22 protein-coding genes and 1 tRNA gene are annotated in these 21,267 nt (G+C 70.2%); 17 read left to right on the top strand and 6 right to left on the bottom strand.

Annotated elements, in window-relative coordinates:
- Positions 1-14 precede the first annotated feature (14 nt).
- Positions 15-1,013, bottom strand: a complete 999-nt coding sequence (locus ABD882_RS07310; RefSeq protein ID WP_345185646.1) for a hypothetical protein — start codon at positions 1,011-1,013, stop codon at positions 15-17.
- 84 nt (positions 1,014-1,097) lie between these two features.
- Between ABD882_RS07310 and ABD882_RS07305 the strand changes: the two genes are divergently transcribed.
- From ABD882_RS07305 to serA, 3 genes are all read left to right on the top strand, one after another.
- On the top strand, positions 1,098-1,580 hold the full coding sequence (locus ABD882_RS07305; RefSeq protein WP_345185644.1) for a hypothetical protein: 483 nt from the start codon (positions 1,098-1,100) through the stop codon (positions 1,578-1,580).
- The gene (locus tag ABD882_RS07300; RefSeq protein WP_345185642.1) at positions 1,577-1,918 is read left to right on the top strand and encodes a hypothetical protein; all 342 of its coding nucleotides are present in this window, start codon (positions 1,577-1,579) and stop codon (positions 1,916-1,918) included. The genes ABD882_RS07305 and ABD882_RS07300 overlap by 4 nt, the downstream gene beginning before the upstream one ends.
- Positions 1,919-2,045: 127 nt before the next feature.
- Positions 2,046-3,677 carry a phosphoglycerate dehydrogenase gene (serA, locus tag ABD882_RS07295; protein WP_345185640.1) on the top strand — a complete coding sequence of 544 codons (1,632 nt, stop codon included), beginning with the start codon at positions 2,046-2,048 and terminating at the stop codon, positions 3,675-3,677.
- A 52-nt stretch (positions 3,678-3,729) separates the two neighbouring features.
- Here the strand turns inward: serA and ABD882_RS07290 are convergent, their stop codons facing one another.
- Positions 3,730-4,293 (bottom strand): TetR family transcriptional regulator, encoded by a 564-nt coding sequence (locus ABD882_RS07290; protein WP_345185639.1) that lies wholly within the window; start codon positions 4,291-4,293, stop codon positions 3,730-3,732.
- Between the two features lie 56 nt (positions 4,294-4,349).
- Here ABD882_RS07290 and ABD882_RS07285 point away from each other — a divergent pair, with 56 nt between their 5' ends.
- The 10 genes from ABD882_RS07285 (at position 4,350) to ABD882_RS07240 (ending at position 15,306) form a co-directional block, all read left to right on the top strand.
- A complete protein-coding gene (locus ABD882_RS07285; protein ID WP_345185636.1) occupies positions 4,350-5,885 on the top strand; it encodes an MFS transporter in 1,536 nt (511 codons plus the stop codon).
- Between the two features lie 90 nt (positions 5,886-5,975).
- Positions 5,976-7,025 carry a 3-isopropylmalate dehydrogenase gene (locus ABD882_RS07280; protein WP_345185635.1) on the top strand — a complete coding sequence of 350 codons (1,050 nt, stop codon included), beginning with the start codon at positions 5,976-5,978 and terminating at the stop codon, positions 7,023-7,025.
- 50 nt (positions 7,026-7,075) lie between these two features.
- Entirely contained in the window at positions 7,076-8,188 is a 1,113-nt protein-coding gene (locus ABD882_RS07275) for a branched-chain amino acid aminotransferase (protein ID WP_345185633.1), read from the top strand.
- Positions 8,189-8,287: 99 nt separating this feature from the next.
- Positions 8,288-9,343, top strand: coding sequence for a phosphogluconate dehydrogenase (NAD(+)-dependent, decarboxylating) (gene gnd, locus ABD882_RS07270; protein ID WP_345185632.1), 1,056 nt, complete (start codon positions 8,288-8,290; stop codon positions 9,341-9,343).
- A gap of 73 nt (positions 9,344-9,416) precedes the next feature.
- Positions 9,417-10,196 (top strand): fumarylacetoacetate hydrolase family protein, encoded by a 780-nt coding sequence (locus ABD882_RS07265; protein ID WP_345185630.1) that lies wholly within the window; start codon positions 9,417-9,419, stop codon positions 10,194-10,196.
- Between the two features lie 11 nt (positions 10,197-10,207).
- Positions 10,208-11,461 carry an MFS transporter gene (locus ABD882_RS07260; protein ID WP_425563342.1) on the top strand — a complete coding sequence of 418 codons (1,254 nt, stop codon included), beginning with the start codon at positions 10,208-10,210 and terminating at the stop codon, positions 11,459-11,461.
- Positions 11,462-11,627: 166 nt separating this feature from the next.
- A complete protein-coding gene (locus ABD882_RS07255) occupies positions 11,628-13,178 on the top strand; it encodes a S53 family peptidase (protein WP_345185627.1) in 1,551 nt (516 codons plus the stop codon).
- 89 nt (positions 13,179-13,267) lie between these two features.
- Positions 13,268-14,773, top strand: coding sequence for a glutamate--tRNA ligase (gene gltX / locus ABD882_RS07250; RefSeq protein WP_345185626.1), 1,506 nt, complete (start codon positions 13,268-13,270; stop codon positions 14,771-14,773).
- 218 nt (positions 14,774-14,991) lie between these two features.
- A tRNA-Gln gene (locus ABD882_RS07245) sits at positions 14,992-15,066 on the top strand.
- A gap of 105 nt (positions 15,067-15,171) precedes the next feature.
- Entirely contained in the window at positions 15,172-15,306 is a 135-nt protein-coding gene (locus tag ABD882_RS07240) for a hypothetical protein (RefSeq protein WP_345185624.1), read from the top strand.
- Between the two features lie 105 nt (positions 15,307-15,411).
- Here ABD882_RS07240 and ABD882_RS07235 read toward each other — a convergent pair whose 3' ends face one another.
- Positions 15,412-15,978 carry an Lrp/AsnC family transcriptional regulator gene (locus ABD882_RS07235; protein WP_345185623.1) on the bottom strand — a complete coding sequence of 189 codons (567 nt, stop codon included), beginning with the start codon at positions 15,976-15,978 and terminating at the stop codon, positions 15,412-15,414.
- A gap of 11 nt (positions 15,979-15,989) precedes the next feature.
- Between ABD882_RS07235 and ABD882_RS07230 the strand changes: the two genes are divergently transcribed.
- Positions 15,990-16,331, top strand: a complete 342-nt coding sequence (locus ABD882_RS07230) for a thiamine pyrophosphate-dependent enzyme (protein WP_345185622.1) — start codon at positions 15,990-15,992, stop codon at positions 16,329-16,331.
- Positions 16,328-17,290 carry an agmatinase gene (gene speB, locus ABD882_RS07225; RefSeq protein WP_345185620.1) on the top strand — a complete coding sequence of 321 codons (963 nt, stop codon included), beginning with the start codon at positions 16,328-16,330 and terminating at the stop codon, positions 17,288-17,290. Before ABD882_RS07230 ends, speB begins: the two co-directional genes overlap by 4 nt.
- A 75-nt stretch (positions 17,291-17,365) precedes the next feature.
- On the opposite strand, the gene ABD882_RS07220 is transcribed toward speB, so the two are convergent.
- Both ABD882_RS07220 and ABD882_RS07215 read right to left on the bottom strand, forming a co-directional pair.
- Positions 17,366-18,070 (bottom strand): NADPH-dependent F420 reductase, encoded by a 705-nt coding sequence (locus ABD882_RS07220; protein ID WP_345185619.1) that lies wholly within the window; start codon positions 18,068-18,070, stop codon positions 17,366-17,368.
- On the bottom strand, positions 18,063-19,175 hold the full coding sequence (locus ABD882_RS07215; protein ID WP_345185617.1) for an LLM class flavin-dependent oxidoreductase: 1,113 nt from the start codon (positions 19,173-19,175) through the stop codon (positions 18,063-18,065). The genes ABD882_RS07220 and ABD882_RS07215 overlap by 8 nt, the downstream gene beginning before the upstream one ends.
- Before the next feature lie 90 nt (positions 19,176-19,265).
- Between ABD882_RS07215 and ABD882_RS07210 the strand changes: the two genes are divergently transcribed.
- Entirely contained in the window at positions 19,266-19,751 is a 486-nt protein-coding gene (locus ABD882_RS07210) for a MarR family winged helix-turn-helix transcriptional regulator (protein ID WP_345185616.1), read from the top strand.
- 95 nt (positions 19,752-19,846) lie between these two features.
- Entirely contained in the window at positions 19,847-20,767 is a 921-nt protein-coding gene (locus ABD882_RS07205) for a S1C family serine protease (protein ID WP_345185614.1), read from the top strand.
- Positions 20,768-20,790: 23 nt separating this feature from the next.
- On the opposite strand, the gene ABD882_RS07200 is transcribed toward ABD882_RS07205, so the two are convergent.
- Positions 20,791-21,234: an MmcQ/YjbR family DNA-binding protein gene (locus ABD882_RS07200; RefSeq protein WP_345185613.1), complete on the bottom strand. Its 444-nt coding sequence runs from the start codon at positions 21,232-21,234 to the stop codon at positions 20,791-20,793.
- Positions 21,235-21,267 lie beyond the last annotated feature (33 nt).

Here is a 21,267-nt window from a genome sequence, read left to right as displayed (position 1 = left end):
CAACGGCGTCTCCGCTAAGGCGTCGTGGTCGGCACCGGCGTCGAGCCCGACGAGGACGCGTCCGGGATCGTGATCGGCGCCTGGGTTCCGGAAGCCCACACGGGGGCGGGGAGCGCGGTGCCGGTCTTGCCGTCGCGGATCGCACGCAGCGCATCCGCGATCGCGGTGGCGTTGTCGGGCACGGGGAGGCCGCACTTGCGCAGCTCGGAGGCGAACTCGAGCGTCAGGCGGGTCTTGCCGGCCGCGACGGCCTCGGCGGTGGTGCCGGTGAGCTTGTTGCTGCCGGTCTGGATCGCCGACACCTGCTCGCAGACGTGGTAGACCGTCCCGCCGTTGACCCACACGACCTTGTCCTGGCCGAGGAGCTGGATGACCGTGGACTGATCGGCGGTGTACTGCTCGACGGACGGCGGGTTGAAGTCGATGCCCAGCACGACGGCGAGCGCGGCGAGGACGATGCCGACGATGCCGGCCGTCGTCTTCTGGCCCTTGCTCATGTCCTTGTTCAGGAACACCATGATGATGAGCGGCACGAACGCGATGACCGCGATGATCGCGCCGAGCTGGTTCTGCACGAAGAACCGCACGGTGTCGGAGCGGCGGGCGGGATCCAGCCGGTTCGCCTTCTTCCACAGGAAGGATCCGGTGATCGACAGCGCCGCGATCACGACGAACAGCACGATCAGCGTGATGAACGCCCACTGCGGGAAGGTCGCGGTCGCGCCCTGCTGCTCGAGCAGACCCGTGTCGGGGTTGCGGACGAGCTGGCCGTCCTTGCCGACGAACTGGCGCTGACGCAGCAGCCAGAAGATGCCGACGGCCTCGGCGGCGATCGCGACGGCCCAGAGCACCCCGGCGATCCAACGGAGCCGCGTGGCGCTGCTCTTCGACTCGGGGGTCGGCGTCCACCCGGCGGGAGGATCCGCCGGGGCGTCCCCGCTGCCGGACGCCGGATTCGCGGCCGGCTTGGAGGCCGCTCGTGCCGCGGGCTTCTTGCTGCTGTTCTCAGACACGGTGGTCCTTTCGGCTGATGCTGGCACCGAGCATAGTGGGGCGGGGCCGCGGGATCAGGGATTTCCGATCGCTACGCTGGTGACATGACCTCCGATCCGGATGAAGCTCTGCGCTGGGACGGCGACGATCCCGATCCCTCGTCCACCCCGCCCTCAGGACCCGAGCCGAAGGAGCCGTCTCCCGCTCCTGAGTTCGCGGCGTCGCCCGAGGCGCCGGCCGGACCGACAGCGGCCGCGGCCGCCGTGCGCGACGCGGACGAGGAGCCCGCGGGGATCGGCAACGTCGCGCTGGTGTTCTACGGCATCGTCGGCGGCGCATACCTGCTCTTCGCGGTGGGCTGGGCGGTCGGCGGCCTCCGCCTGCGCCCTCGCGCCTCGCTGCTCGTGGCGGACTGGATGTATCTACCGTGGATGTGGCTTGCCGTGCTCGCGCCGGTGCTGTGGTTCGCCGCGGCCTGGGTGCTCACCCGCGGCAGGGCGACCTGGATCCGCATCGTCGCGCTGATCGCCGGCGTGGTGCTGCTCGTGCCGTGGCCGTTCGTGATGTTCGGGACGGTGGGAGCATGAGCCTCGACGAGACGACACCGGAGACGGGGGAGGGCGACCCGCGCCGCCCGCGCTGGGTGCTCTACGGGATCCTCGGCCTCACCGGCCTCCTGTACGCCTACGCGATCTGGAATGCGATCGCATACATGGTCCCGCTGGTGGGCCTCCCGGTCGGAGCGACGACGTGGGTGGCGCTGATCCTGTCCATCGTGCTGCCCGCGGTGGTCTACGGGGCCGCGATCGCACTGACCCGGCGGCGCAGGCTCGGCACCGTGGCGCTCGTGCTGGTCGCCGGCCTCGGGCTCGTCGCCGTGTTCTGGCTCGACGTCGTGGGCTACACGCTGAGCGGCGGGCACTGAGCGACGCCGCGCTGACGTCGCACGCCGTCACACGGCAGGAGGCGCCTGTGCCGCTCGGGTAGAGTGTTCGCACATTCGCGCCCCGACGGTGCGGCGCATCGGCCCCCTCCCCTCCCGAAGGATCTCTGTGCCCGAGAACGCCGTGAACACGTCCGCCAAGAAGCCCGTCGTCCTGCTCGCGGAGACGCTCTCTCCCGCCACGGTGGATGCACTCGGGCCCGACTTCGACGTCCGTTCGGTCGACGGCACCGACCGGGAGGCCCTGTTCGCCGCCCTCGCCGATGCCGACGCGGTGCTGATCCGCTCCGCCACGAAGATCGATGCGGAGGCGCTCTCGCACGCTCCGGTCCTGAAGGTCGTCGCTCGCGCGGGAGTAGGCCTGGACAACGTCGACATCAAGGCCGCCACGGCCGCCGGCGTCATGGTGGTGAACGCGCCCACCTCGAACATCGTCTCGGCCGCCGAGCTCACGGTCGGTCACATCCTCAGCCTCGCCCGGCGCATCCCGGCCGCGCACGGCTCGCTGTCTGCGGGGGCGTGGAAGCGCAGCTCGTACACCGGCGTCGAGCTGTTCGAGAAGACCGTCGGCATCGTCGGGCTGGGCAGGATCGGCGCTCTCGTCGCGGCCCGCCTCGCGGCGTTCGACATGCGCGTCATCGCCTTCGATCCGTACGTCACCAGTGCCCGCGCGCAGCAGCTCGGCGTGCAGCTCGTGAGCCTCGACGAGCTGGTCGCGGAGGCGGACTTCCTCACGATCCACATGCCGAAGACCCCGGAGACCACGGGCATGATCGGCGCCGAGCAGTTCCGCGCCATGAAGCCGACCTCCTACGTCGTCAACGTCGCCCGCGGTGGGCTGATCGACGAGGACGCGCTGCTGGTCGCCCTGCAGAACGGCGAGATCGCCGGCGCCGGCCTCGACGTCTTCACGTCGGAGCCGCCGGTCGAGGGGGGCTCGGCCCGTGCCCTCACCGCACTGCCGAACGTCGTCGTCACCCCGCACCTCGGCGCCAGCACCGACGAGGCGCAGGAGAAGGCTGGCGTCTCGGTCGCCCGCTCGGTGCGCCTCGCACTGGGGGGCGATCTCGTCCCGGATGCGGTCAACGTCGCCGGCGGGGTCATCGACCCGTACGTGCGCCCCGGCATCCCGCTCACCGAGAAGCTCGGCCAGATCCTCTCCTTCCTCGCCCAGTCGCCGCTCACCAGCCTCGATGTCGAGGTGCACGGCGAGCTGAACGCCTACGACGTGAGCGTGCTGCGCCTCGCCGCGCTCAAGGGCGTGTTCACCCCGATCGTGAGCGAGACGGTCTCGTATGTGAACGCCCCGCTGCTGGCCGAGCAGCGCGGTGTCGCGGTGCGCCTGGTGCAGGACGAGATCAGCGAGGAGTACCGCAACGTCATCACGCTGCGCGGTGCGCTCGCCGACGGCAGTCAGGTCTCGGTCTCTGGCACGCTGACCGGGCCGAAGCAGATCGAGAAGCTCGTCGCGATCAACGGCCACGCGGTCGAGCTGCCGATCGAGAAGCACCACGTCGTGATGCTCTACACCGACCGTCCCGGCATCGTGGCGGTCTACGGCCAGCGCTTCGGCGAGGCCGGGATCAACATCGCCGGCATGCAGATCGCGCGGGAGACCGCGGGCGGCCAGGCGCTGTCCGTGCTCACGCTCGACTCGCCGATCCCGGAGGCGCTCCTGGACGAGGTGCGCGTGGCCATCGACGCCGACCTGTTCCGCCAGATCGAGCTCGTCGAGGTCTGAGCCCCGCTCTTGCGACCCCGGGAGGCGGACGTCGCTGGCGCTCCGTCCTGGCTCAACGGTCCCGAGAGCGACGCGGGCGCGTGGCGCTGCTGACCAGCGCGATCAGCGCCTCCAGTGCGGCTCCGGCGGGGACCACCCCGTCGGAGCCGTCCGCGTCCAGCGTGTTGTTGAAGAACAGGCCGTCGCTGAGCAGCATCACGAGGTCGAGCGCGGCCTGATCCTGCACGTGCGGACGGATCACTTCCGCGGAATCCTCCCGCATGCGGTGCAGCGCATCGGTGGCGGCCGTGCTGCCGCCCTGCGCCAGACGGGTGGCGGCGATGATCGCCCGGTCGAGCGCGTCGTCCATCATGACCGAGGTGCGCAGGTAGTACTCGACCGGTCCCTCGGCGGCGGAGCGGATCCGTTCGACGTCCTCGGCGCCGAGGCGGTCCAGGCGCGCGATCATCGCCGCAGCCAGGTCGTCCTTCGACCCGAAGTGGTAGAGCAGACCGCCCTTCGAGACGCCCGCGGCACGGGCGACGGCGTCGAGAGTCGCGGCGCGCTCGCCGTCGGAGATGAGGAGCGCCTCGAACGCGTCGAGGACGCGCTCTCGGGCGTGCGGAGGTCTGGCCATGTCTGTTACTGTACCATCTGGACGGTTAAGTAATTCGGAAAGCTGAGAGGTGCACCATGCCCACCACCGCGACGATCTCCCTGCAGGAGACCGATGGCCCCCGCGTCGGCGCGCGCGGCTGGGCGGCGCTGGTCGTGCTCATGCTGCCCGTGCTGCTGGTCTCCGTCGACAACACGGTGCTGTCCTTCGCGCTGCCCGAGATCTCCACGGCGCTGAGCCCCACCGGCGTCCAGCAGCTGTGGATCATCGACGTCTACCCGCTGGTGCTCGCCGGCCTCCTCGTCACCATGGGCACGCTCGGCGACCGGTTCGGCCGGCGCAGGATGCTGCTCATCGGAGCCACGGGCTTCGCGCTGGTCTCCGCGCTCGCCGCGTTCGCCCCGACGGCCGGCCTGCTCATCGCCGCCCGCGCGCTGCTCGGCCTCTTCGGCGCCATGCTGATGCCGTCGACGCTGTCGCTGCTGCGCTCGGTGTTCCGCAATCGGGAGCAGCGCCGCCTCGCGATCGCCGTCTGGGCGGCGGCGTTCTCGGCAGGATCCGCCCTCGGCCCGATCGTCGGCGGGCTGCTGCTCGAGCACTTCGCCTGGGGCGCCGTGTTCCTCGTGGCCGTGCCCGTGCTGATCCCGCTGCTGATCCTCGCGCCGCTCCTGGTACCCGAGAGCCGCGACCCGAACCCCGGCCGGATCGATCCGCTCAGCATCCTGACCTCCATGGTAACGACGGTGCCGGTGGTCTACGCGATCAAGGAGTTCGCGGTCGAGGGCGTCACGCCGCTCGTGGTGATCCTGCTCGTGCTCGGCGTCGGGATGGGCTTCCTGTTCGTGCGCCGACAGCTGCGCGCCGAGATCCCGATGCTCGACATGGCGCTCTTCCGCCGGGGCATGTTCACGGGCGCGATCCTGGTGAACCTGCTCAGCGTGATCGCCCTGGTCGGCTTCCTCTACTACGTGTCCCAGCACCTTCAGCTCGTGCTCGGGCTGAAGCCGATCGACGCCGGGCTCGCCCTCATCCCCGGGATGGGCATGATGATCGTCGCGGGTCTCGCCGTCGTGCCGGTCGCCCGCCGGGTGCGGCCCGAGATCCTGGTGCCGTCCGCGCTCGTGTTCTCGCTGGCCGGCTACCTCGTCGTGGCGTTCACCACGCATGCACACGGCGTCGCGCCCCTGATCGTCGCGTTCGTCCTGCTCGGAACCGGGATCGGCGCCGCGGAGACCGTGTCGAACGAGCTGATCCTGGCCGCCGCCCCCGCGGAGAAGGCGGGAGCCGCGAGTGCGGTCTCCGAGACCGCGTACGAGCTGGGCGCGGTGCTCGGCACCACCATCCTCGGCGGCATCATCACCGCGTTCTACCGCAGCTCTCTCATCATCCCGGACGGGGTTCCCGCAGCGGCCGCGGACCGGGCGCGCGAGACCCTCGCGGGGGCCTTCTCCGCGGCAGAGGGGCTTCCGGCATCCGTCGCGCACGCGCTGCAGCAGGCCGCAGCCGACGCCTTCGGCACGGGCGTCACCGTGACGTCGCTCATCGGCGGCGTCCTCGTGATCGGCGCCGCCGTGATCGCGGCGCTCACCCTGGGTCGCCGTCTCGGCTCCTGAGCCTGTCGAAGGGCCCGACACGCGAGCATGCAGGTTCCCCGGCTCCCGATAGCCTGGGAACCTGCACCCGCACCATTCGCAAGGAGCACCATGTCGCGTGTCGTGAAGCTGGCCGTCATCCCCGGTGACGGCATCGGTCCCGAGGTCGTCACCGAGGCGGAGAAGGTGCTCGACGCCGTCACCGCCGGATCGGACGTGACCTTCGAGAAGACCCGTTTCTCGCTCGGCGCCGCGCGGTACCTCGAGACCGGCGACACGCTCACCGACGAGGACCTCGACGCGATCGGCGCGCACGACGCGATCCTGCTCGGCGCGGTGGGAGGGCTCCCCGGAGACCCGCGTCTGAAGGACGCGAACATCGAGCGCGGACTGCTGCTGAAGCTGCGTTTCGAGCTCGACCACTACGTCAACCTGCGCCCGTCCCGGCTGTACCCGGGGGCGCCGGGGCCGCTGGCAGACCCGGGCGAGATCGACTTCGTCGTGGTCCGAGAGGGCACCGAGGGGCCGTATGTCGGCAACGGCGGTGCCATCCGGAAGGGCACGCCGCACGAGGTCGCGAACGAGACCAGCGTGAACACGGCGTTCGGCGTCGAACGCGTCGTCCGCTACGCCTTCGCGCTGGCGGAGAAGCGCCGGAAGAAGCTCACCCTCGTGCACAAGACCAACGTGCTGGTGCACGCCGGAGCGATCTGGAAGCGGATCGTCGACGAGGTGGCGCTCGAGTACCCCTACGTCGCCGTAGACTACCTGCACGTCGACGCGGCCACGATCTTCCTGGTCACCCACCCTTCGCGCTTCGACGTCATCGTCACCGACAACCTCTTCGGGGACATCCTCACGGATCTGGCCGGCGCCGTCACCGGTGGCATCGGCCTCGCCGCCTCGGGCAACATCAACCCCGACGGCGCGTTCCCGTCGATGTTCGAGCCGGTGCACGGCTCGGCACCCGACATCGCGGGTCAGCAGAAGGCCGACCCGACCGCGGCGATCCTCTCCGTCGCCCTGCTCCTGGACCACCTGGGACTTGGCGCCGAGGGCGCGCGTGTGCAGCGCGCGGTCGAGGAGGACATCGCGGCGCGCACCGGCGCCCGCACCACAGAGCAGACCGGCGCGGCGATCATCGCCCGGCTCCAGGCGTAACCTGGGATCCGGCACAGTCGCCAACGCCACGACCTGTCAGGACACGAATCATGACCATCGAACTTCCCCTTCAGGCTCCCTCACCCGCCGGCCTCATCTGGCGGGTCACGCGCAACGAGGAGGCGGTCCCCGACGCCCAGCGCGAGGAGATTCTTCAGAACCCCGGATTCGGGCAGTACTTCACCGACCACATGGTCGACCTGTGCTGGTCGGACAAGGGCGGCTGGCACCGTCCGCGGGTCTCGCCGTACGGGCCGATCCCGCTGGACCCCGCCGCAGCGGTGCTGCACTACTCGCAGGAGATCTTCGAAGGCCTCAAGGCGTACCGGCACGCCGACGGATCCGTCTGGACCTTCCGTCCCGACCGCAACGCCGCGCGCCTGCAGCGCTCCGCGCGCCGACTCGCGCTGCCCGAGCTGCCCACCGAGCTGTTCATCGAATCGCTCAAGCAGCTCGTCGCGGTCGACTCCTCCTGGGTGCCCAGCAACCCCGAGGAGAGCCTGTATCTGCGTCCGTTCATGTTCGCCAAGGAGGCGTTCCTGGGCGTTCGTGCCGCGAAGAAGGTCGGCTACTACCTGATCGCAAGCCCCGCCGGGGCGTACTTCCCGGGCGGCGTGCAGCCGGTGAACATCTGGCTGTCCCGCGACTACGCGCGCGCCGGCCACGGCGGCACGGGTGCGGCGAAGACCGGCGGCAACTACGCCTCGAGCCTGCTTCCGCAGGAGGAGGCGTACAAGAAGGGCTGCCAGCAGGTGCTGTTCCTCGACGGGGAATACATCGAGGAGCTCGGCGGCATGAACCTCGTGCTCGTCACCCGCGACGGCCGGCTGCTGACGCCGGCGTCCGACTCGATCCTCGAGGGCATCACGCTGGCCTCGATCCTGGAGCTGGCGAAGGATCGCGGCCTCACCGTCGAGCAGCGCAAGCTCTCGATCCAGGAGTGGCGTGACGGTGCCGCCTCGGGCGAGATCGTGGGCGCATTCGCCTGCGGCACGGCCGCCGTGGTGGTGCCGATCGGCACGCTCATGGCCGACGACTTCGAGATCGTGCACTCCGGTCCGGAATCGACCGAACTCGCGATGTCGCTGCGTCAGGAGCTCACCGACATCCAGTACGGCCGCCGTGAGGACACGCACGGCTGGCTCGTGCGCCTGGACGCCTGACCCGCCACCGCCGGACCCTGAGCCCCGATACCACCGTCGGTCCCTGAGCCTGTCGAAGGGCCCGGCCCCGTTCCTGCAAAGCTTGAGAGAGGACCCGCTATGAAGCTGGCCATGGTCGGACTCGGACGAATGGGCGCGAACATCGTGCGCCGTCTCATGCGCGGAGGGCACGAGTGCGTCGTCTACGACGTCAACCCGGACGCCGTCGCCGCGCTGGTGGCGGAGGGCGCGATCGGTGCGACCGACTACGCGGACATCGCGGCGAAGCTCGAGGGGCCGCGTGTCGTCTGGCTGATGATTCCGGCCGGCCTCACCGGCGGCGTGGTCGACGAGCTGTCGGCAGTGCTGCAGCCGGGCGACATCCTGATCGACGGCGGCAACTCGAACTACCGCGACGATGTGCGCCGGGCCAAGGCGCTGCACGAGAAGGGCCTGGACTACGTCGACGTCGGCACGAGCGGCGGCGTGTTCGGCCTGGAGCGCGGCTACTGCCTGATGGTCGGAGGCCCGGACAGGGCGTTCCAGACGATCACTCCGATCCTGGAGACCATCGCCCCGGGCGCCGGCGACATCGAGCGCACTCCCGGCCGCACCGGCGACCTGGCCCCGGAGGAGCTGGGCTTCCTGCACTGCGGTCCGTCGGGCGCGGGGCACTTCGTCAAGATGGTGCACAACGGCATCGAGTACGGCATCATGGCGGCGCTCGCCGAGGGCCTGAACCTGCTGGAGAACGCCGACGCCGGGATCCGCGAGGCCGAGCACTCGGCCGAGATCGCGCCCCTGGAAGAGCCCGAGTACTACCAGTTCGACATCGACACCCCGAAGGTCACCGAGCTGTGGCGACGGGGCTCGGTCATCTCGTCCTGGCTGCTCGACCTCAGCGCCGCCGCACTCCAGGGCAACCCGACGCTCGAGGGGCTCGCCGGGCGGGTCTCCGATTCGGGCGAAGGCCGCTGGACGGTCAAGGCCGCCGTCGACGTGGGGGTGCCCGTGCCGGTGCTGGCCGCGTCGCTGTTCGAGCGGTTCGCCTCCCGCGACGAGGATCGCTTCGCGAATCAGGTGCTCTCCGCGATGCGCCTGCAGTTCGGCGGGCACAAGGAGCTGCCCGCGGGCGACGTGCTCGAGGCCGGCGGCAACAAGGCCGAGCACGTCTGAGCCCGGTCCCTGAGCCCGGTCCCTGAGCCTGTCGAAGGGCCCGGTGGGGTAGCTCGCTCGATAGGCTGAACCCGTGAAGATCGCGCGGTTCAGCCATGACGACGGCATCAAGTACGGAATCCTCGACGAGGGCGAGCTGGTCGTGCTGGCCGGGGATCCGATGTTCGCCGGGTACGAGACGACGGGGGAGCGCGTGCCGCTCGCCGACGCGGCACTGCTCGCGCCCGTGATCCCGCGCTCCAAAGTCGTGTGCGTCGGCAAGAACTACCACGACCACGCCGCCGAGATGGGCGGCGAGGCGCCCGCAGAGCCGCTGCTGTTCCTGAAGCCGAACACCGCCGTGATCGGCCCGGGCGACACGATCGTGCGCCCGACGGCGCTCTCGGACCGCACCGAGCACGAGGGCGAACTCGTCGTCGTGATCGGGCGCATCGCGAAGAACGTCCCCGCCGAGAAAGCGCATCAGTACGTCTTCGGCTACACGGTCGGCAACGACGTCACCGCCCGCGACCTGCAGCGCAAGGACGGCCAGTGGGCGCGCGCGAAGGGCTTCGACACCTTCTGCCCGCTGGGCCCCTGGATCGAGACGGATGTCGCCCTGGACGAGGCGGAGCTCACCACGCGCGTGAACGGCGCGGTGCGTCAGCACGCGCCGCTGAGCGATATGATCCACTCCGTCGCCGACATCATCGCCTACGCCTCCGCCGTCTTCACGCTGCTGCCCGGTGACGTGATCATGACCGGCACCCCCGCCGGCGTCGGGACGTTCGAGGCCGGCGACACCGTCGAAGTGGAGATCTCGGGCATCGGAACGCTGCGCAACTCCGTGCGCGACGCGCTGCCCGCCGGGTGAGCGGCGTGACGCTGAGCGCGCTGGATCGCACCAGGATCCAGCGCCGCACCGTCGGGATCCTCTCGCTCGGCCAGGTGCTCGGCGGGATCGCCTTCGGCGCGACCGTCTCGCTGGGGGCGCTGCTCGCGGCCGACATCTCCGGAAGCGACGCCCTCTCCGGTCTCGCCACCGCGTCGGTCACGCTCGGCGCCGCCCTCGCCGCCATTCCGCTCGCCCGCCTCGCCGGGCTCCGCGGTCGCCGGCTCGCGCTGACGCTGGGCAACCTGCTCGCGCTCGTCGGAATCCTCGTCGTGATCGCCGCGGCGGCGGTGCGTGTGTTCCCGCTGCTGCTGGTCGGGATCATCATGATCGGCATGGGCAACGCGGGCAACCTGCAGTCCCGCTTCGCGGCGACCGATCTCGCCCAGCCCCAGCATCGCGGACGCGACCTTTCCGTCGTGGTCTGGGCGACCACGATCGGCGGGGTCGCCGGGCCGCTGCTGCTGGGCCCGGGGGAGCAGCTCGGCCACGCGATCGGGATGCCCGTGCACACCGGCTCGTACCTGTTCTCGCTGGTCGCGCAGATCGCCGCGTTCGCGCTGTATCTGATCGCGCTGCGGCCGGATCCGCTGCTCGTCTCGCGAACGCTCCCGGAGACCGGATCCGTCGCCGCCGGCCTGCAGCGCGTGGATCGCCCCGTGGCCGCCCGCTACGCGATCTTCGCGATCGCAGGGTCGCACGTGACCATGGCGTCCGTGATGGCGATGACCCCGGTGCACCTCTCGCACATGGCCATGAGCGGCACGGGCGGTATGAGCGGGATGTCCGGCGCGTCGATGGAGATGGATGTCACGGTGCTGGTCGGCGTCACGATCGCGATGCACGTGGCGGGGATGTACGGGCTGTCGCCGGTGTTCGGGATCCTCGCCGATCGCTGGGGGCGGCTGCGCACCGTGCTGCTCGGGCAGGTGCTGCTGGTCGGATCGCTGAGCTTCGCGATGTTCGCCGGGGAGAGCGCCGCGGGCGTCATGGTCGCGCTGATCCTGCTCGGCCTCGGCTGGAGCGCGGCGACGGTCGCGGGCGCCGCACTGCTCACGGAAGCGTCCGCTCCGGAGCTGCGCACGCGTCGGCAGGGCCGCAGCGACTCGCTGATGAGCCTGAGCGCCGCCGGTGGTGCGGTGCTGGCCGGCGTGATCCTGCAGTCCTTCTCCTATGCGGGCCTCGCGATCGCCGCGCTCGTCGTGGTCGTCGCGATCGTCGCGCTCTCGCCCCTCGGGAAGCGCTGAGCGGCGCTCGCACGTCTGAAGCGGCGTCGCGGGGCGGTCCAGGGGATCCGTCCCTTATGAGACGGCTGAGTGTCCTGGGTCCGGGTGCCCTCACGGTGCTAGCGTCGTGGACGGTCCCGGCCCGCTGATCCGGTGGTCCGGGTTATCCGTCAACAAGGAGGTTGGCATGTCACGAACGAGGACCCTCGGCGCCCTGCTCGGCGTCACGGCGATGGCCGGAGCTACCGCTCTCGCTCTCTCCCCGGTCTCGTCACCGCCCCCGGCAGCCGCCGACGTGGTGCCCTATGCCGCGCAGGCACCCGATTCGGCGTTCACGACGCAGGCGGACGCGACCGGCGCTGTGGCCTGCAGGAGACCCGCACCCGACGGCCGCGTGTCCACCACGATCCACTGCTACAAGCCCGACGAGCTGCGCGCGCACTACGGGCTCGGCCCGCTCGCGACGAGCAACGACGGCGCCGGCCAGACGATCGTGCTCGTCGACGCCTACGGCAGCCCGACTGCCGCGAACGACGTGAACTTCTTCGCGCAGACGTTCGGCGGACCGACGCCCGACTTCGAGGCGGTGTCCCCCCTGGGCGCGCCCGACTACACGAACCCGACGGGGAAGGGCATCGGTCAGTCCGGGCCTAACGCGGCGGCGAGCTGGGCCGGCGAGGCGAACCTCGACGTGCAGTGGGCGTACGCGATGGCTCCGAAGGCGCACATCGTGCTGCTGTCGACCCCGCCGGCTGAGACGCAGGGCGTGCAGGGCCTGCCCAACCTGATGAAGGCGATCGACTGGGCAGTCACGAAGTATCCGTCGGGCACGGTGTTCTCGATGTCGTTCGGCACCGACGAGCAGACGTTCGGATCCGGAGCGGCGGCGAAGGCGCAGTTCACGAAGTTCGATCAGACCTTCCAGCGCGGCCTGGCGAAGGGCGACACCTTCTTCTCGTCGTCCGGCGACAACGGGTCGACCGGTTTCGTCCGTTCGCACCGCGCCACGACGGTCGGCTCGACCCCAGAGGTGAGCTATCCGAACGTCTCGCCGTACGTCACGTCGGTCGGCGGCACGCAGGTGCAGTCGGGCTGGACGTGGAACCCGACCCAGGACGTGCCCTACCTCGCCGACGGCAGCCGGAACCCCGACTATTGGGGCTGGAACGCCGGCGGTGACAGCGAGGCCGTGTGGAATGAAGGCGGCTTCGCGATCGGCACCGGCGGTGGCCTGTCGACGGTGTACCAGAGGCCGGCGTTCCAGGACGGCGTCTCCGGGGTCGTGGGCGGTGCTCGCGGCGTGCCAGATCTCGCGTGGAACGCGGCCGTGAACGGCGGAGTGCTCGTCTATCACACCTACTTCCCGAGCACGCAGGGTGCTCCGGCGTGGGGAGTCTTCGGCGGAACGTCTGCGGCGTCTCCGCAGGCCGCAGCGGCGACCGCGATCGGAAACCAGGCGCGCGCTGCCGCCGGCAAGGCGCCGATCGGCGATCTCAACAAGGTGCTGTACAGCGCGTCGTTCGACAAGTCCGCGGCGTTCGACGACGTCGTGCCGCAGAAGTACGGCACGACGCCGAGCGGGATGCTGGACAGCAACCGGATGTGGGACATCGCGGCCGACGGATCCCTCACGCCGAATGTCGTTCCCGGTTACCCGACCACGGGCGGGTACGACCTGACGACCGGATGGGGCGCGCCCCGGCTTCCGGGCTACGTCGCACAGCTCGTCGCGCAGTGAGAGAACGGTCCGGGGCCGGGCGGGAACCTCCGCCCGGCCCCGGACCCGTGTGCGGGCCGGGATCCACTCCCGCCTAGAATCGAAGGGCTATGGCTACTCCCGATCCCCGCACCACGACCGCCTCAGGATCCGACGTCCGCGTCCGCTTCTGCCCCTCGCCGACCGGCCTGCCGCACGTGGGCATGGTCCGCACCGCGCTGTACAACTGGGCGTACGCCCGGCACACCGGCGGCAAGATGGTGTTCCGCATCGAGGACACCGATGCCGCCCGGGACAGCGAGGAGAGCTTCCGCCAGCTCGTCGACGCGCTGACCTGGCTCAAGATCGACTGGGACGAGGGCGTCGAGGTCGGCGGCCCGCATGGGCCATACCGCCAGTCCGAGCGCGGCGACATCTATCGTGACGTCATCGCCAAGCTCGTCGCGGCGGGATCCGTCTACGAGAGCTACTCGAACGCGGAGGAGATCGACGCCCGCAACGAGGCGAACGGCCGCGCCAAGCAGCTCGGCTACGACAACTTCGACCGCCGGCTCACCGAGGAGCAGCGGGCCGCGTTCCGCGCCGAGGGGCGCCAGCCGGCGCTGCGCCTGCGCGTGCCCGACGAAGACGTCACCTACGTCGACCTGATCCGCGGCGAGGTGACCTTCCCCGCCGGATCCTTCCCGGACTTCGTGGTGGTGCGCCCGAACGGCGCCCCGCTGTACACGCTCGTGAACCCGGTCGACGACGCGCTCATGGGTGTCACGCACGTGCTGCGCGGCGAGGATCTGATGCCGTCCACGGCGCGGCAGCTCGCCCTCTACGGCGCGCTCATCGACGCCGGTGTCACCACTTTCGTACCGCGCTTCGCGCACATGCCGCTCGTGCTGGGGGAGACCGGCAACAAGAAGCTTTCCAAGCGCGACCCGCAGGCCGACCTGTTCCTGCACCGCGAGCGCGGCTTCATCCCCGAGGGGCTGCTGAACTACCTGGCGCTGCTCGGCTGGTCGATCGGCGCGGACCGCGACGTGTTCTCGCTCGACGAGTTCACCGCGGCGTTCGACATCGTGAACGTGAACCCGAACCCGGCCCGCTTCGACCAGAAGAAGGCCGAGTCGATCAACGGCGACCACATCCGTCTGCTGGAGGGCAAGGACTTCGCGGAGCGGATCCTGCCGTACCTCGCCGCTGCGGACGTCTTCGACGGCGAGCCGACGCATGAGCAGCTGGTCCTGGCGTTCCGCGCCGCCCCGCTCGTGCAGGAGCGCGTGCAGCTGCTCGGCGAGGTGCCGGGCATGCTCGGGTTCCTGTTCGCGTCCGAGGTCTCCTACGAGGAGGACGCGCTCAAGGGTCTGCCCGCGAACGCCGCCGAGGTGGTGACGGCCTCGGCCGCCGCGCTCGAGCCACTCGAGACGTTCACGCCCGAGGCGATCCAGAACGCTCTCGCCGCCGCGCTCGTCGACGAGCTCGGGCTCAAGCCGCGCGTCGCCTACGGTCCGCCCCGCGTGGCCCTGACCGGCCGCCGCGTGTCGCCGCCGCTGTTCGAGTCGATGGAGCTGCTCGGCAAGGACGAGACGCTGCGGCGCCTGCGGGCGCTGGCGGCGTTCCTGGGCTGAGCTCGCGCGGGGCACCGCAATCGGCGGCCGTCGCCGAGTGCACGGCTTCTTGCCGAGTGCACCGCTCGTTCACGTGAACTGTCCGTGCACTCGGCAACCGGCAGTGCAGTCGGCGTGAGCTCGGGCGCACACGACGCGCGCGGGATCCTGTTCCGGTTTGGATCCCCAGGCGAGCTCGGGTAAGCTTGACTCTCGGTGCGAGGCCCTGGTTTCGCCCTTGGGGTATGGTGTAATTGGCAACACGGCGGTTTCTGGTACCGTTGTTCTTGGTTCGAGTCCAGGTACCCCAGCCAACAGGGAAGGCCCGGAAACACTGAGGAAAATCAGTGATCCGGGCCTCTGTCGTCCCGGGCTCGACTTCGTCCGACATCTCCGGTGCGCTTGTCCATACTTGAGGGATGACCGAAGAATCGAAGCTCGCGAACGAGGACCGCTGTGAGGTCGTCGCCGGTACGCATCGCGGTAAGCACGGCGTCGTCGAAGACATGAAGATCAGCAAGACGGGTGCGGTCACGATCACCTGTTCTAGGTGACGGCGTGCGCTTCAAGACCCTCCGAGCAACGCTCGCAGCGTTTGAGCGACTGCGTTCGATTCGTCTCGAGGGGCGGCCTTTCCGACGAGACGTTAGGCGCCGTGTTCAGGCGGGTGCGGCCTCGCGGGCGGCCCGGATCCGGTTGAGGCTGTTCTGGTACCGCTCCTGGTGGATGTGCGCGTGCATCCACTCCTCGACGATGCTCACGCCGATTGTCGTGCGCAGTCGTCGCAGCAGCGCGGTGAACTCGGGGAGCGTGTGAAACGTGATCGTCGCCACCAGGTCGAAGCGGCCGACGCCGGCGGCCAGGAACTCCAACGTCGATTCGGCGAGCAGCAGTGCGAGCGCGGCGGTGTCGTCGCCGTTCAGGACGATCCCGAAGCCGAACGCGATGCCGTCTGAGTCGGCCTGGTCACGACGTAGCACGGCGCCGATCTGCATCGCCCCGGCCTCTATCAGTCGGGCGATGCGAGTGCGGCAGCCGCTGATGGACAGCCCGACCTGCTCGCTCATCTCCGCGTAACCGAGCCGTCCGTCGACCTGGAGGAGCTCCATGATCTGCAGCTCCACCTCGTCCAGCGAGTGCGGGAACAGCCGGGGCTCCTCGCCGAGGAAGAAGCTGCGCAGCATCCGCTCGTAGAGCATCACCGCGACCTCGGTGACGCCCGGCATCGCGCGAGTCCGTGCATGGCGACCGGGCGCAGCCCGTGGTCTGCGTCCTCGGCGACGGCGCGTTGATGTTCGCGGTGCAGGAGTTCGCGACCGCCGTGGAACAGGGCCTCGACCTGACTGTCGTCTGCTACGACAACGGCGGTTACGCCGAGATCCAGCAGAACGAGGGCGATCGCGGGATCCCGCCGATCGGTGTGCGGCTCGCACAGCCCGACTGGGCCGCGCTCGTGGACGCCTTCGGCGGACGGGGCTGGAGGGTGCGGACCGTCGAGGCGCTGGCCGCGACCATCCGCGATGCCGTCGCCGCGCGCGGCGTGAACCTCGTGCACGTTCCGGCTGGGGTCTTCGCATGACCGCGCGCATCGGCCCGGTCGACAGCTCCCGCACGCCGCGCTTCTCCGGACGCGACGGATTCGCCCGCCTGCCGCGTCTCGATCAGGTCGACCACGCCGACGTCGTCGTCGCGGGCGTGCCCTTCGACTCCGGCGTGTCGTACCGCCCGGGAGCGCGGTTCGGGCCGAACCACATCCGCGAGGCGTCGCGACTGCTGCGTCCATACAACCCTGCTCTGGACGTCTCGCCGTTCGAGCTCGCACAGGTCGCGGACGCGGGCGACATCGCCGTGAATCCGTTCGACATCGGCGAGGCGATCGACCGGGTCGAGCAAGCGGCGTTCGACCTCACCGCCGCGGGCACCCGGCTGGTCACCCTCGGCGGTGACCACACGATCGCACTGCCGCTGCTGCGCGCCGCGGCGAAGCGGCACGGCCCGGTCGCGCTGCTGCATTTCGACGCGCATCTGGACACCTGGGACACGTATTTCGGGGCCGAGTACACGCACGGCACGCCGTTCCGCCGCGCGGTCGAAGAAGGGATCATCGACACCGAGGCGCTCAGTCATGTCGGCACGCGCGGACCGCTGTACGGCAAGAAGGATCTCGAGGACGACCGCCGGTTCGGGTTCGGCATCGTCACCAGCGCAGACGTCTACCGGCAGGGTGTCGACGAGGTGGTCGCGAAGCTGCGCGACCGGATCGGCGGGCGGCCCCTGTATGTGTCGATCGACATCGACGTCCTGGATCCGGCTCACGCCCCCGGCACCGGAACGCCCGAGGCCGGGGGGATCACCAGTCGCGAACTGCTCGAGATCCTGCGCGGCCTGGACGGTCTGCACCTGATCGGAGCCGACGTCGTCGAAGTCGCGCCGGCGTACGATCACGCCGAGATCACCGGCGTCGCGGCATCGCACGTCGCCTACGATCTGGTGTCCTTGCTCGCGCTCGAGCACGACCGGCTCGCGGCGGCGCGCTGACAACCGCGCAACCGGCGGTGCGTAGCAGCACCGAATGGACCGTGACCAGGGTGAGCTCGAACACCAGCACCGGGGTCAGGAGACGAGAGCGGTCGGGGTGAGTTCCGCCTCGGCGGCGCGGATCACCGCGCGCAGTTCGTCGGCGGGCAGGTCGGCGCCGAAAGTGGCGTGGCCGGGCTGGAGCACGACGCCGTCGGCGAGGGACCCCACGCGCACGGGGTCGAAACCGAGGGCGTCCACGACCTCGGCGACGCGTGCGACATCGTCGTCCCGGTCCCCGGCGATCGCGATCGCCTTGCGGCCCGGCGATCCTGCCGGGCGCGCCTCGTCTTCGAGATCGTGGTAACCCATGTGGTCCAGGGCCTTCACGACACGGGATCCGGTCAGGAACTCCTGCACGATCTCGCTGGTGGAGGTGCGCGGGTCGCTCAGGTCGTCGCGGATGCCGTCGGTCTCCCACCAGTAGTTCATGGCGTCGATCACGAGCTTGCCGTCGAGTTCCTCCGCCGGAACGCTCCGGTACTTGCCCAGCGGAAGGGCGAGGATGACGATGTCCGGTGTGCCTGCCGCATACTCCGGCCGCACCGCGATGGCCCCGGGCGCCATGACATCGACGGTCAGTGCGATGTGCTGCGGATCACCGGATCCCGCGATCAGCACGCGGAACCCGGCGTCGATGGCGAGGCGGGCGAGTGTCGTGCCGACCTTCCCCGCGCCGAGGATGCCGATGGTGGGGCCGTGGTGACTGATCATGGTGTTCTCCTGGGTGGTCTCAGGCATGGACGGCTTTGCCGCCCTTGACGATCTGCGCGGTGTCTCGGCCGGTGAGGTGCCAGGCGTCCGGATCTTCGTCGAGCAGCTCGCGCAAGCGGGGCGCCACCTTCTCGCCCAAGAGGCGGATGCTCTGCTCGCGCACGTCACGCGGCAAGTGGGTGAGGTCGTACTTCAGGTCGAAGCGGGACAGGTGGTTGGCGCGCACGATGCCGGCGATCTTGCGGGCCACCGTCTCGGGGGAACCGACGTACAGCGCGCCGGTGTCCACCTCTTCGGCGTAGCGCTCGGCGGTCGGCGGGTAGAACCCGCGCTCCTTGCTGATCTTGGCGACGACCGGCTCCCAGTACCGCCAGTGCAGGTTCTTCGCCTCCTCGTCGGTCTCGGCGATGAGCCCGAGCGAGTGCTGCCCGATCGGCAGCTCCTCGTGGCCGAACTGGGCGAGCGCCCGCAGATACAGCTCGGCGTGGCCGGCGAAGCGCTCGGGCCGGCCGCCGATGATCGCCATCATCAGCGGCAGCCCGTAGCGGGCGGCGCGGATCACGGAGTCCGGGCTGCCGCCGATGCCGATCCAGGCGGGGATGCCGCCCTCGGGCATGCGTGGGTGCAGCCGCACCTCGTCGAGGGGTGCGCGGTACGTGCCCGACCAGGTCACGCGGTCCTCGCGCATCAGCCGGACGAACAGCTCGAGCTTCTCCTCGAAGAGCTCCTCGTACTCGGCGATGTCGTAGCCGAACAGCGGGAACGACTCGATCGCGGAGGCGCGGCCGAGCACCAGCTGGGTGCGGCCGTTTGAGATGCCGTCCACGGTCGCGAACTCCTGGTACAGCCGCACGGGATCCTGGGTCGAGAGCACGGTCACCGACGTGCCGAGGCCGATGGTCGAGGTCGCCTGCGCGGCGGCCGCCAGCAGCACCGGCGTCGCGGAGTCGACCGAGTCCTCCTTGTAGTGCTCGCCCACGCTGAAGACGTCGAGCCCGACCGACTCCGCCAGCTGGGCTTCGTCGATCAGCAGGCGCAGCGATTCGGCGTCGCTCATCACCCGCCCGCCGTCGGTCGCCACATCTCCGAACGAGTTCAGCCCCAACTCGAGAGGGGTGCTCTGGGTGCTCATCGTGCGTCCTCCGAGGATCCTGACCGTCGTATTGACGTGTCAATACCGATGCAACGATAGACTTGACGTATCAATTCCCGAGGAGGCGCGATGGATCGAACCCACTCCCGGACGATGCCGACGCGGGAGCAGCTGCGCATCTGGCGCGACCACATCGAGACGACCGAGGCGCTGCGCGCGCGGCTGGCCGGCCGCCTCTCCAGCGAGTCGACGCTCTCGTCCGGCGACTACCAGGTGCTGCTCGCTCTCACCGAGGCGCCGCGGCACTCGATGCGCTCCTCGGAGCTGGCCGCACTGATCGGCTGGGAACGCAGTCGCCTCTCGCACCATCTGGGCCGCATGCAGAAGCGCGGCCTCATCCGGCGCCAGCCCTGCGCGGACGGTGCGCATGGCGTGGATGTGATCGCGACGGAAGAGGGGAGGGAGGAGTTCCGGGCCGGCTCCGTCCCGCATCTGCGGGCCGTTCGGGAGCTGTTTCTGGACGCGCTGACTCCCGAGCAGCTCGCACAGGTCGAAGCGATCTCCGCAGCGGTGCGCAGGCACCTCGGGCTCGACGAGGATGCTGTCGGCCGCTGATCGCGGGCCGCCGTCGCGGGGGCCGGACTCGCCGGGCCGTCAGCCGTCGGCGAACGCGGGCCGGAGCCGGTCCGCGCGGGCGGAGACTGCTGGGCATGGACGACGGTGAAGCTCTGGACGCGTACTCCACGATCGTGGTGCGCGTCGCCGAGACTGTGCTCCCCGCGGTCGCCGCGGTGAACGTGCGCACGGCCGACGGCGCGGGTGCGGGCAGTGCCACGGTGATCCGCGCCGGACTGCTGCTCACGAGTGCGCATGTGGTCGCGGGTGCGCGCGAGGTCGGCCTGGCGTTCGCCGACGGCAGCGCCGTCGATGCGGAGGTGGTCGGATCCGACGTGCTGAGCGATCTGGCCGTGCTCCGCGCCCACGGGCGGACGCCGGATCCGGTGCCGGTCGGCGATGCCGGGCGGCTGCGCGTGGGGCAGCTGGTCGTCGCCCTCGGCAACCCGCGGGGGCTCGCCGGCAGCGTCACTGCGGGCATCGTGTCCGCGCTCGGCCGCTCGCTGCCGACGGCGTCGGGGCGCGTGATCGATGAGGTGATCCAGACGGACGCGGCGCTGAACCCCGGCAACAGCGGGGGAGCGCTGGCCGACAGCGCAGGCAGACTGGTCGGCGTGAACACCGCAGTCGCGGGGGTCGGACTGGGGCTCGCCGTGCCGATCAACACCACCACCCTCGCGATCATCGACACGCTCGCGACGGCAGGCCGGGTGCGCCGGGCCTGGCTCGGCGTGGCGGGCGCGAAGGTGCCGCTCGCCCCGGAGGCCGCCGCGAAGGTCGGATCCGCGACCGGCATGCAGGTCATGTCGACCGTTCCGGGGAGCCCGGCGGCACTCGCAGGGGCCCATCCGGGAGACATCGTGCTCTCGATCGACGGCACCGCGGTGTTCGATCCGACCGGACTGCAGCGCGTCATGGTCGAGGGGGCGATCGGACGGCGGATGGAGATGGTGGTGCTGCGCAACGGCGCTCTGATCGATCTGGTCCTGGAACCGGAGGAGCTGCGGCTGGGGTGAGGCGGTAGAGGTAGCGCCGCGGATCAGATCCGTCCGAAGATCTCCGGATCCACCGGGCGGCGCGTCCGGGGGAGTCCGGCGACCACGAGCCTGTAGGCCTCCGTGACCAGCTCCTGGACGAGGTCCTGTTCGAGGCTTCCGTCGGGGCGGAGCGTGATCCAGTGCCGTTTGTTCATGTGGTAGCCGGGGATGATCGCCGGGAACGCGGCGCGCAGAGCCTCCGCGTCCTCCGGCGCGGCCTTGAGCGTCACCGTCGCCGCGCCGGTCGACAGCGACAGAGCCATGAACATCCGCTCCCGCACGCGGAACACGTCGACCTCGGGGCCGAAGGGCTGGTCGGCGTAGGCTCCGGGCAGCTCCTCGGCGCGCGCGCGGGCCCAGTGCTGCAGGATGTCGCTGTCCACGATCTGGCCCTCCTCGGCTCCCGGTACTCCATCATGCCGTGCGCGCACGGTCGGCGTTCTCACGTGCACGAATATCCGGACGCGGTTCGAGAACGC

The organism is Microbacterium panaciterrae, from assembly GCF_039541635.1.
Classification (GTDB): Bacteria; Actinomycetota; Actinomycetes; order Actinomycetales; family Microbacteriaceae; genus Microbacterium; species Microbacterium panaciterrae.
The sequence above is the reverse complement of the archived record's forward strand: the minus strand, read 5'-3'. Positions and strand labels throughout refer to the sequence as shown.

Coding starts and splice junctions, on each gene's coding strand:
- ABD882_RS07305 (WP_345185644.1), top strand. CDS start 1,098: ATGACCTCCGATCCGGATGAAGCTCTGCGCTGGGACGGCGACGATCCC.
- ABD882_RS07300 (WP_345185642.1), top strand. CDS start 1,577: ATGAGCCTCGACGAGACGACACCGGAGACGGGGGAGGGCGACCCGCGC.
- ABD882_RS07290 (WP_345185639.1), bottom strand. CDS start 4,293: ATGGCCAGACCTCCGCACGCCCGAGAGCGCGTCCTCGACGCGTTCGAG.
- ABD882_RS07285 (WP_345185636.1), top strand. CDS start 4,350: ATGCCCACCACCGCGACGATCTCCCTGCAGGAGACCGATGGCCCCCGC.
- ABD882_RS07280 (WP_345185635.1), top strand. CDS start 5,976: ATGTCGCGTGTCGTGAAGCTGGCCGTCATCCCCGGTGACGGCATCGGT.
- ABD882_RS07275 (WP_345185633.1), top strand. CDS start 7,076: ATGACCATCGAACTTCCCCTTCAGGCTCCCTCACCCGCCGGCCTCATC.
- gnd (WP_345185632.1), top strand. CDS start 8,288: ATGAAGCTGGCCATGGTCGGACTCGGACGAATGGGCGCGAACATCGTG.
- ABD882_RS07255 (WP_345185627.1), top strand. CDS start 11,628: ATGTCACGAACGAGGACCCTCGGCGCCCTGCTCGGCGTCACGGCGATG.
- gltX (WP_345185626.1), top strand. CDS start 13,268: ATGGCTACTCCCGATCCCCGCACCACGACCGCCTCAGGATCCGACGTC.
- ABD882_RS07240 (WP_345185624.1), top strand. CDS start 15,172: ATGACCGAAGAATCGAAGCTCGCGAACGAGGACCGCTGTGAGGTCGTC.
- ABD882_RS07235 (WP_345185623.1), bottom strand. CDS start 15,978: ATGCCGGGCGTCACCGAGGTCGCGGTGATGCTCTACGAGCGGATGCTG.
- speB (WP_345185620.1), top strand. CDS start 16,328: ATGACCGCGCGCATCGGCCCGGTCGACAGCTCCCGCACGCCGCGCTTC.
- ABD882_RS07220 (WP_345185619.1), bottom strand. CDS start 18,070: ATGCCTGAGACCACCCAGGAGAACACCATGATCAGTCACCACGGCCCC.
- ABD882_RS07215 (WP_345185617.1), bottom strand. CDS start 19,175: ATGAGCACCCAGAGCACCCCTCTCGAGTTGGGGCTGAACTCGTTCGGA.
- ABD882_RS07210 (WP_345185616.1), top strand. CDS start 19,266: ATGGATCGAACCCACTCCCGGACGATGCCGACGCGGGAGCAGCTGCGC.
- ABD882_RS07205 (WP_345185614.1), top strand. CDS start 19,847: ATGGACGACGGTGAAGCTCTGGACGCGTACTCCACGATCGTGGTGCGC.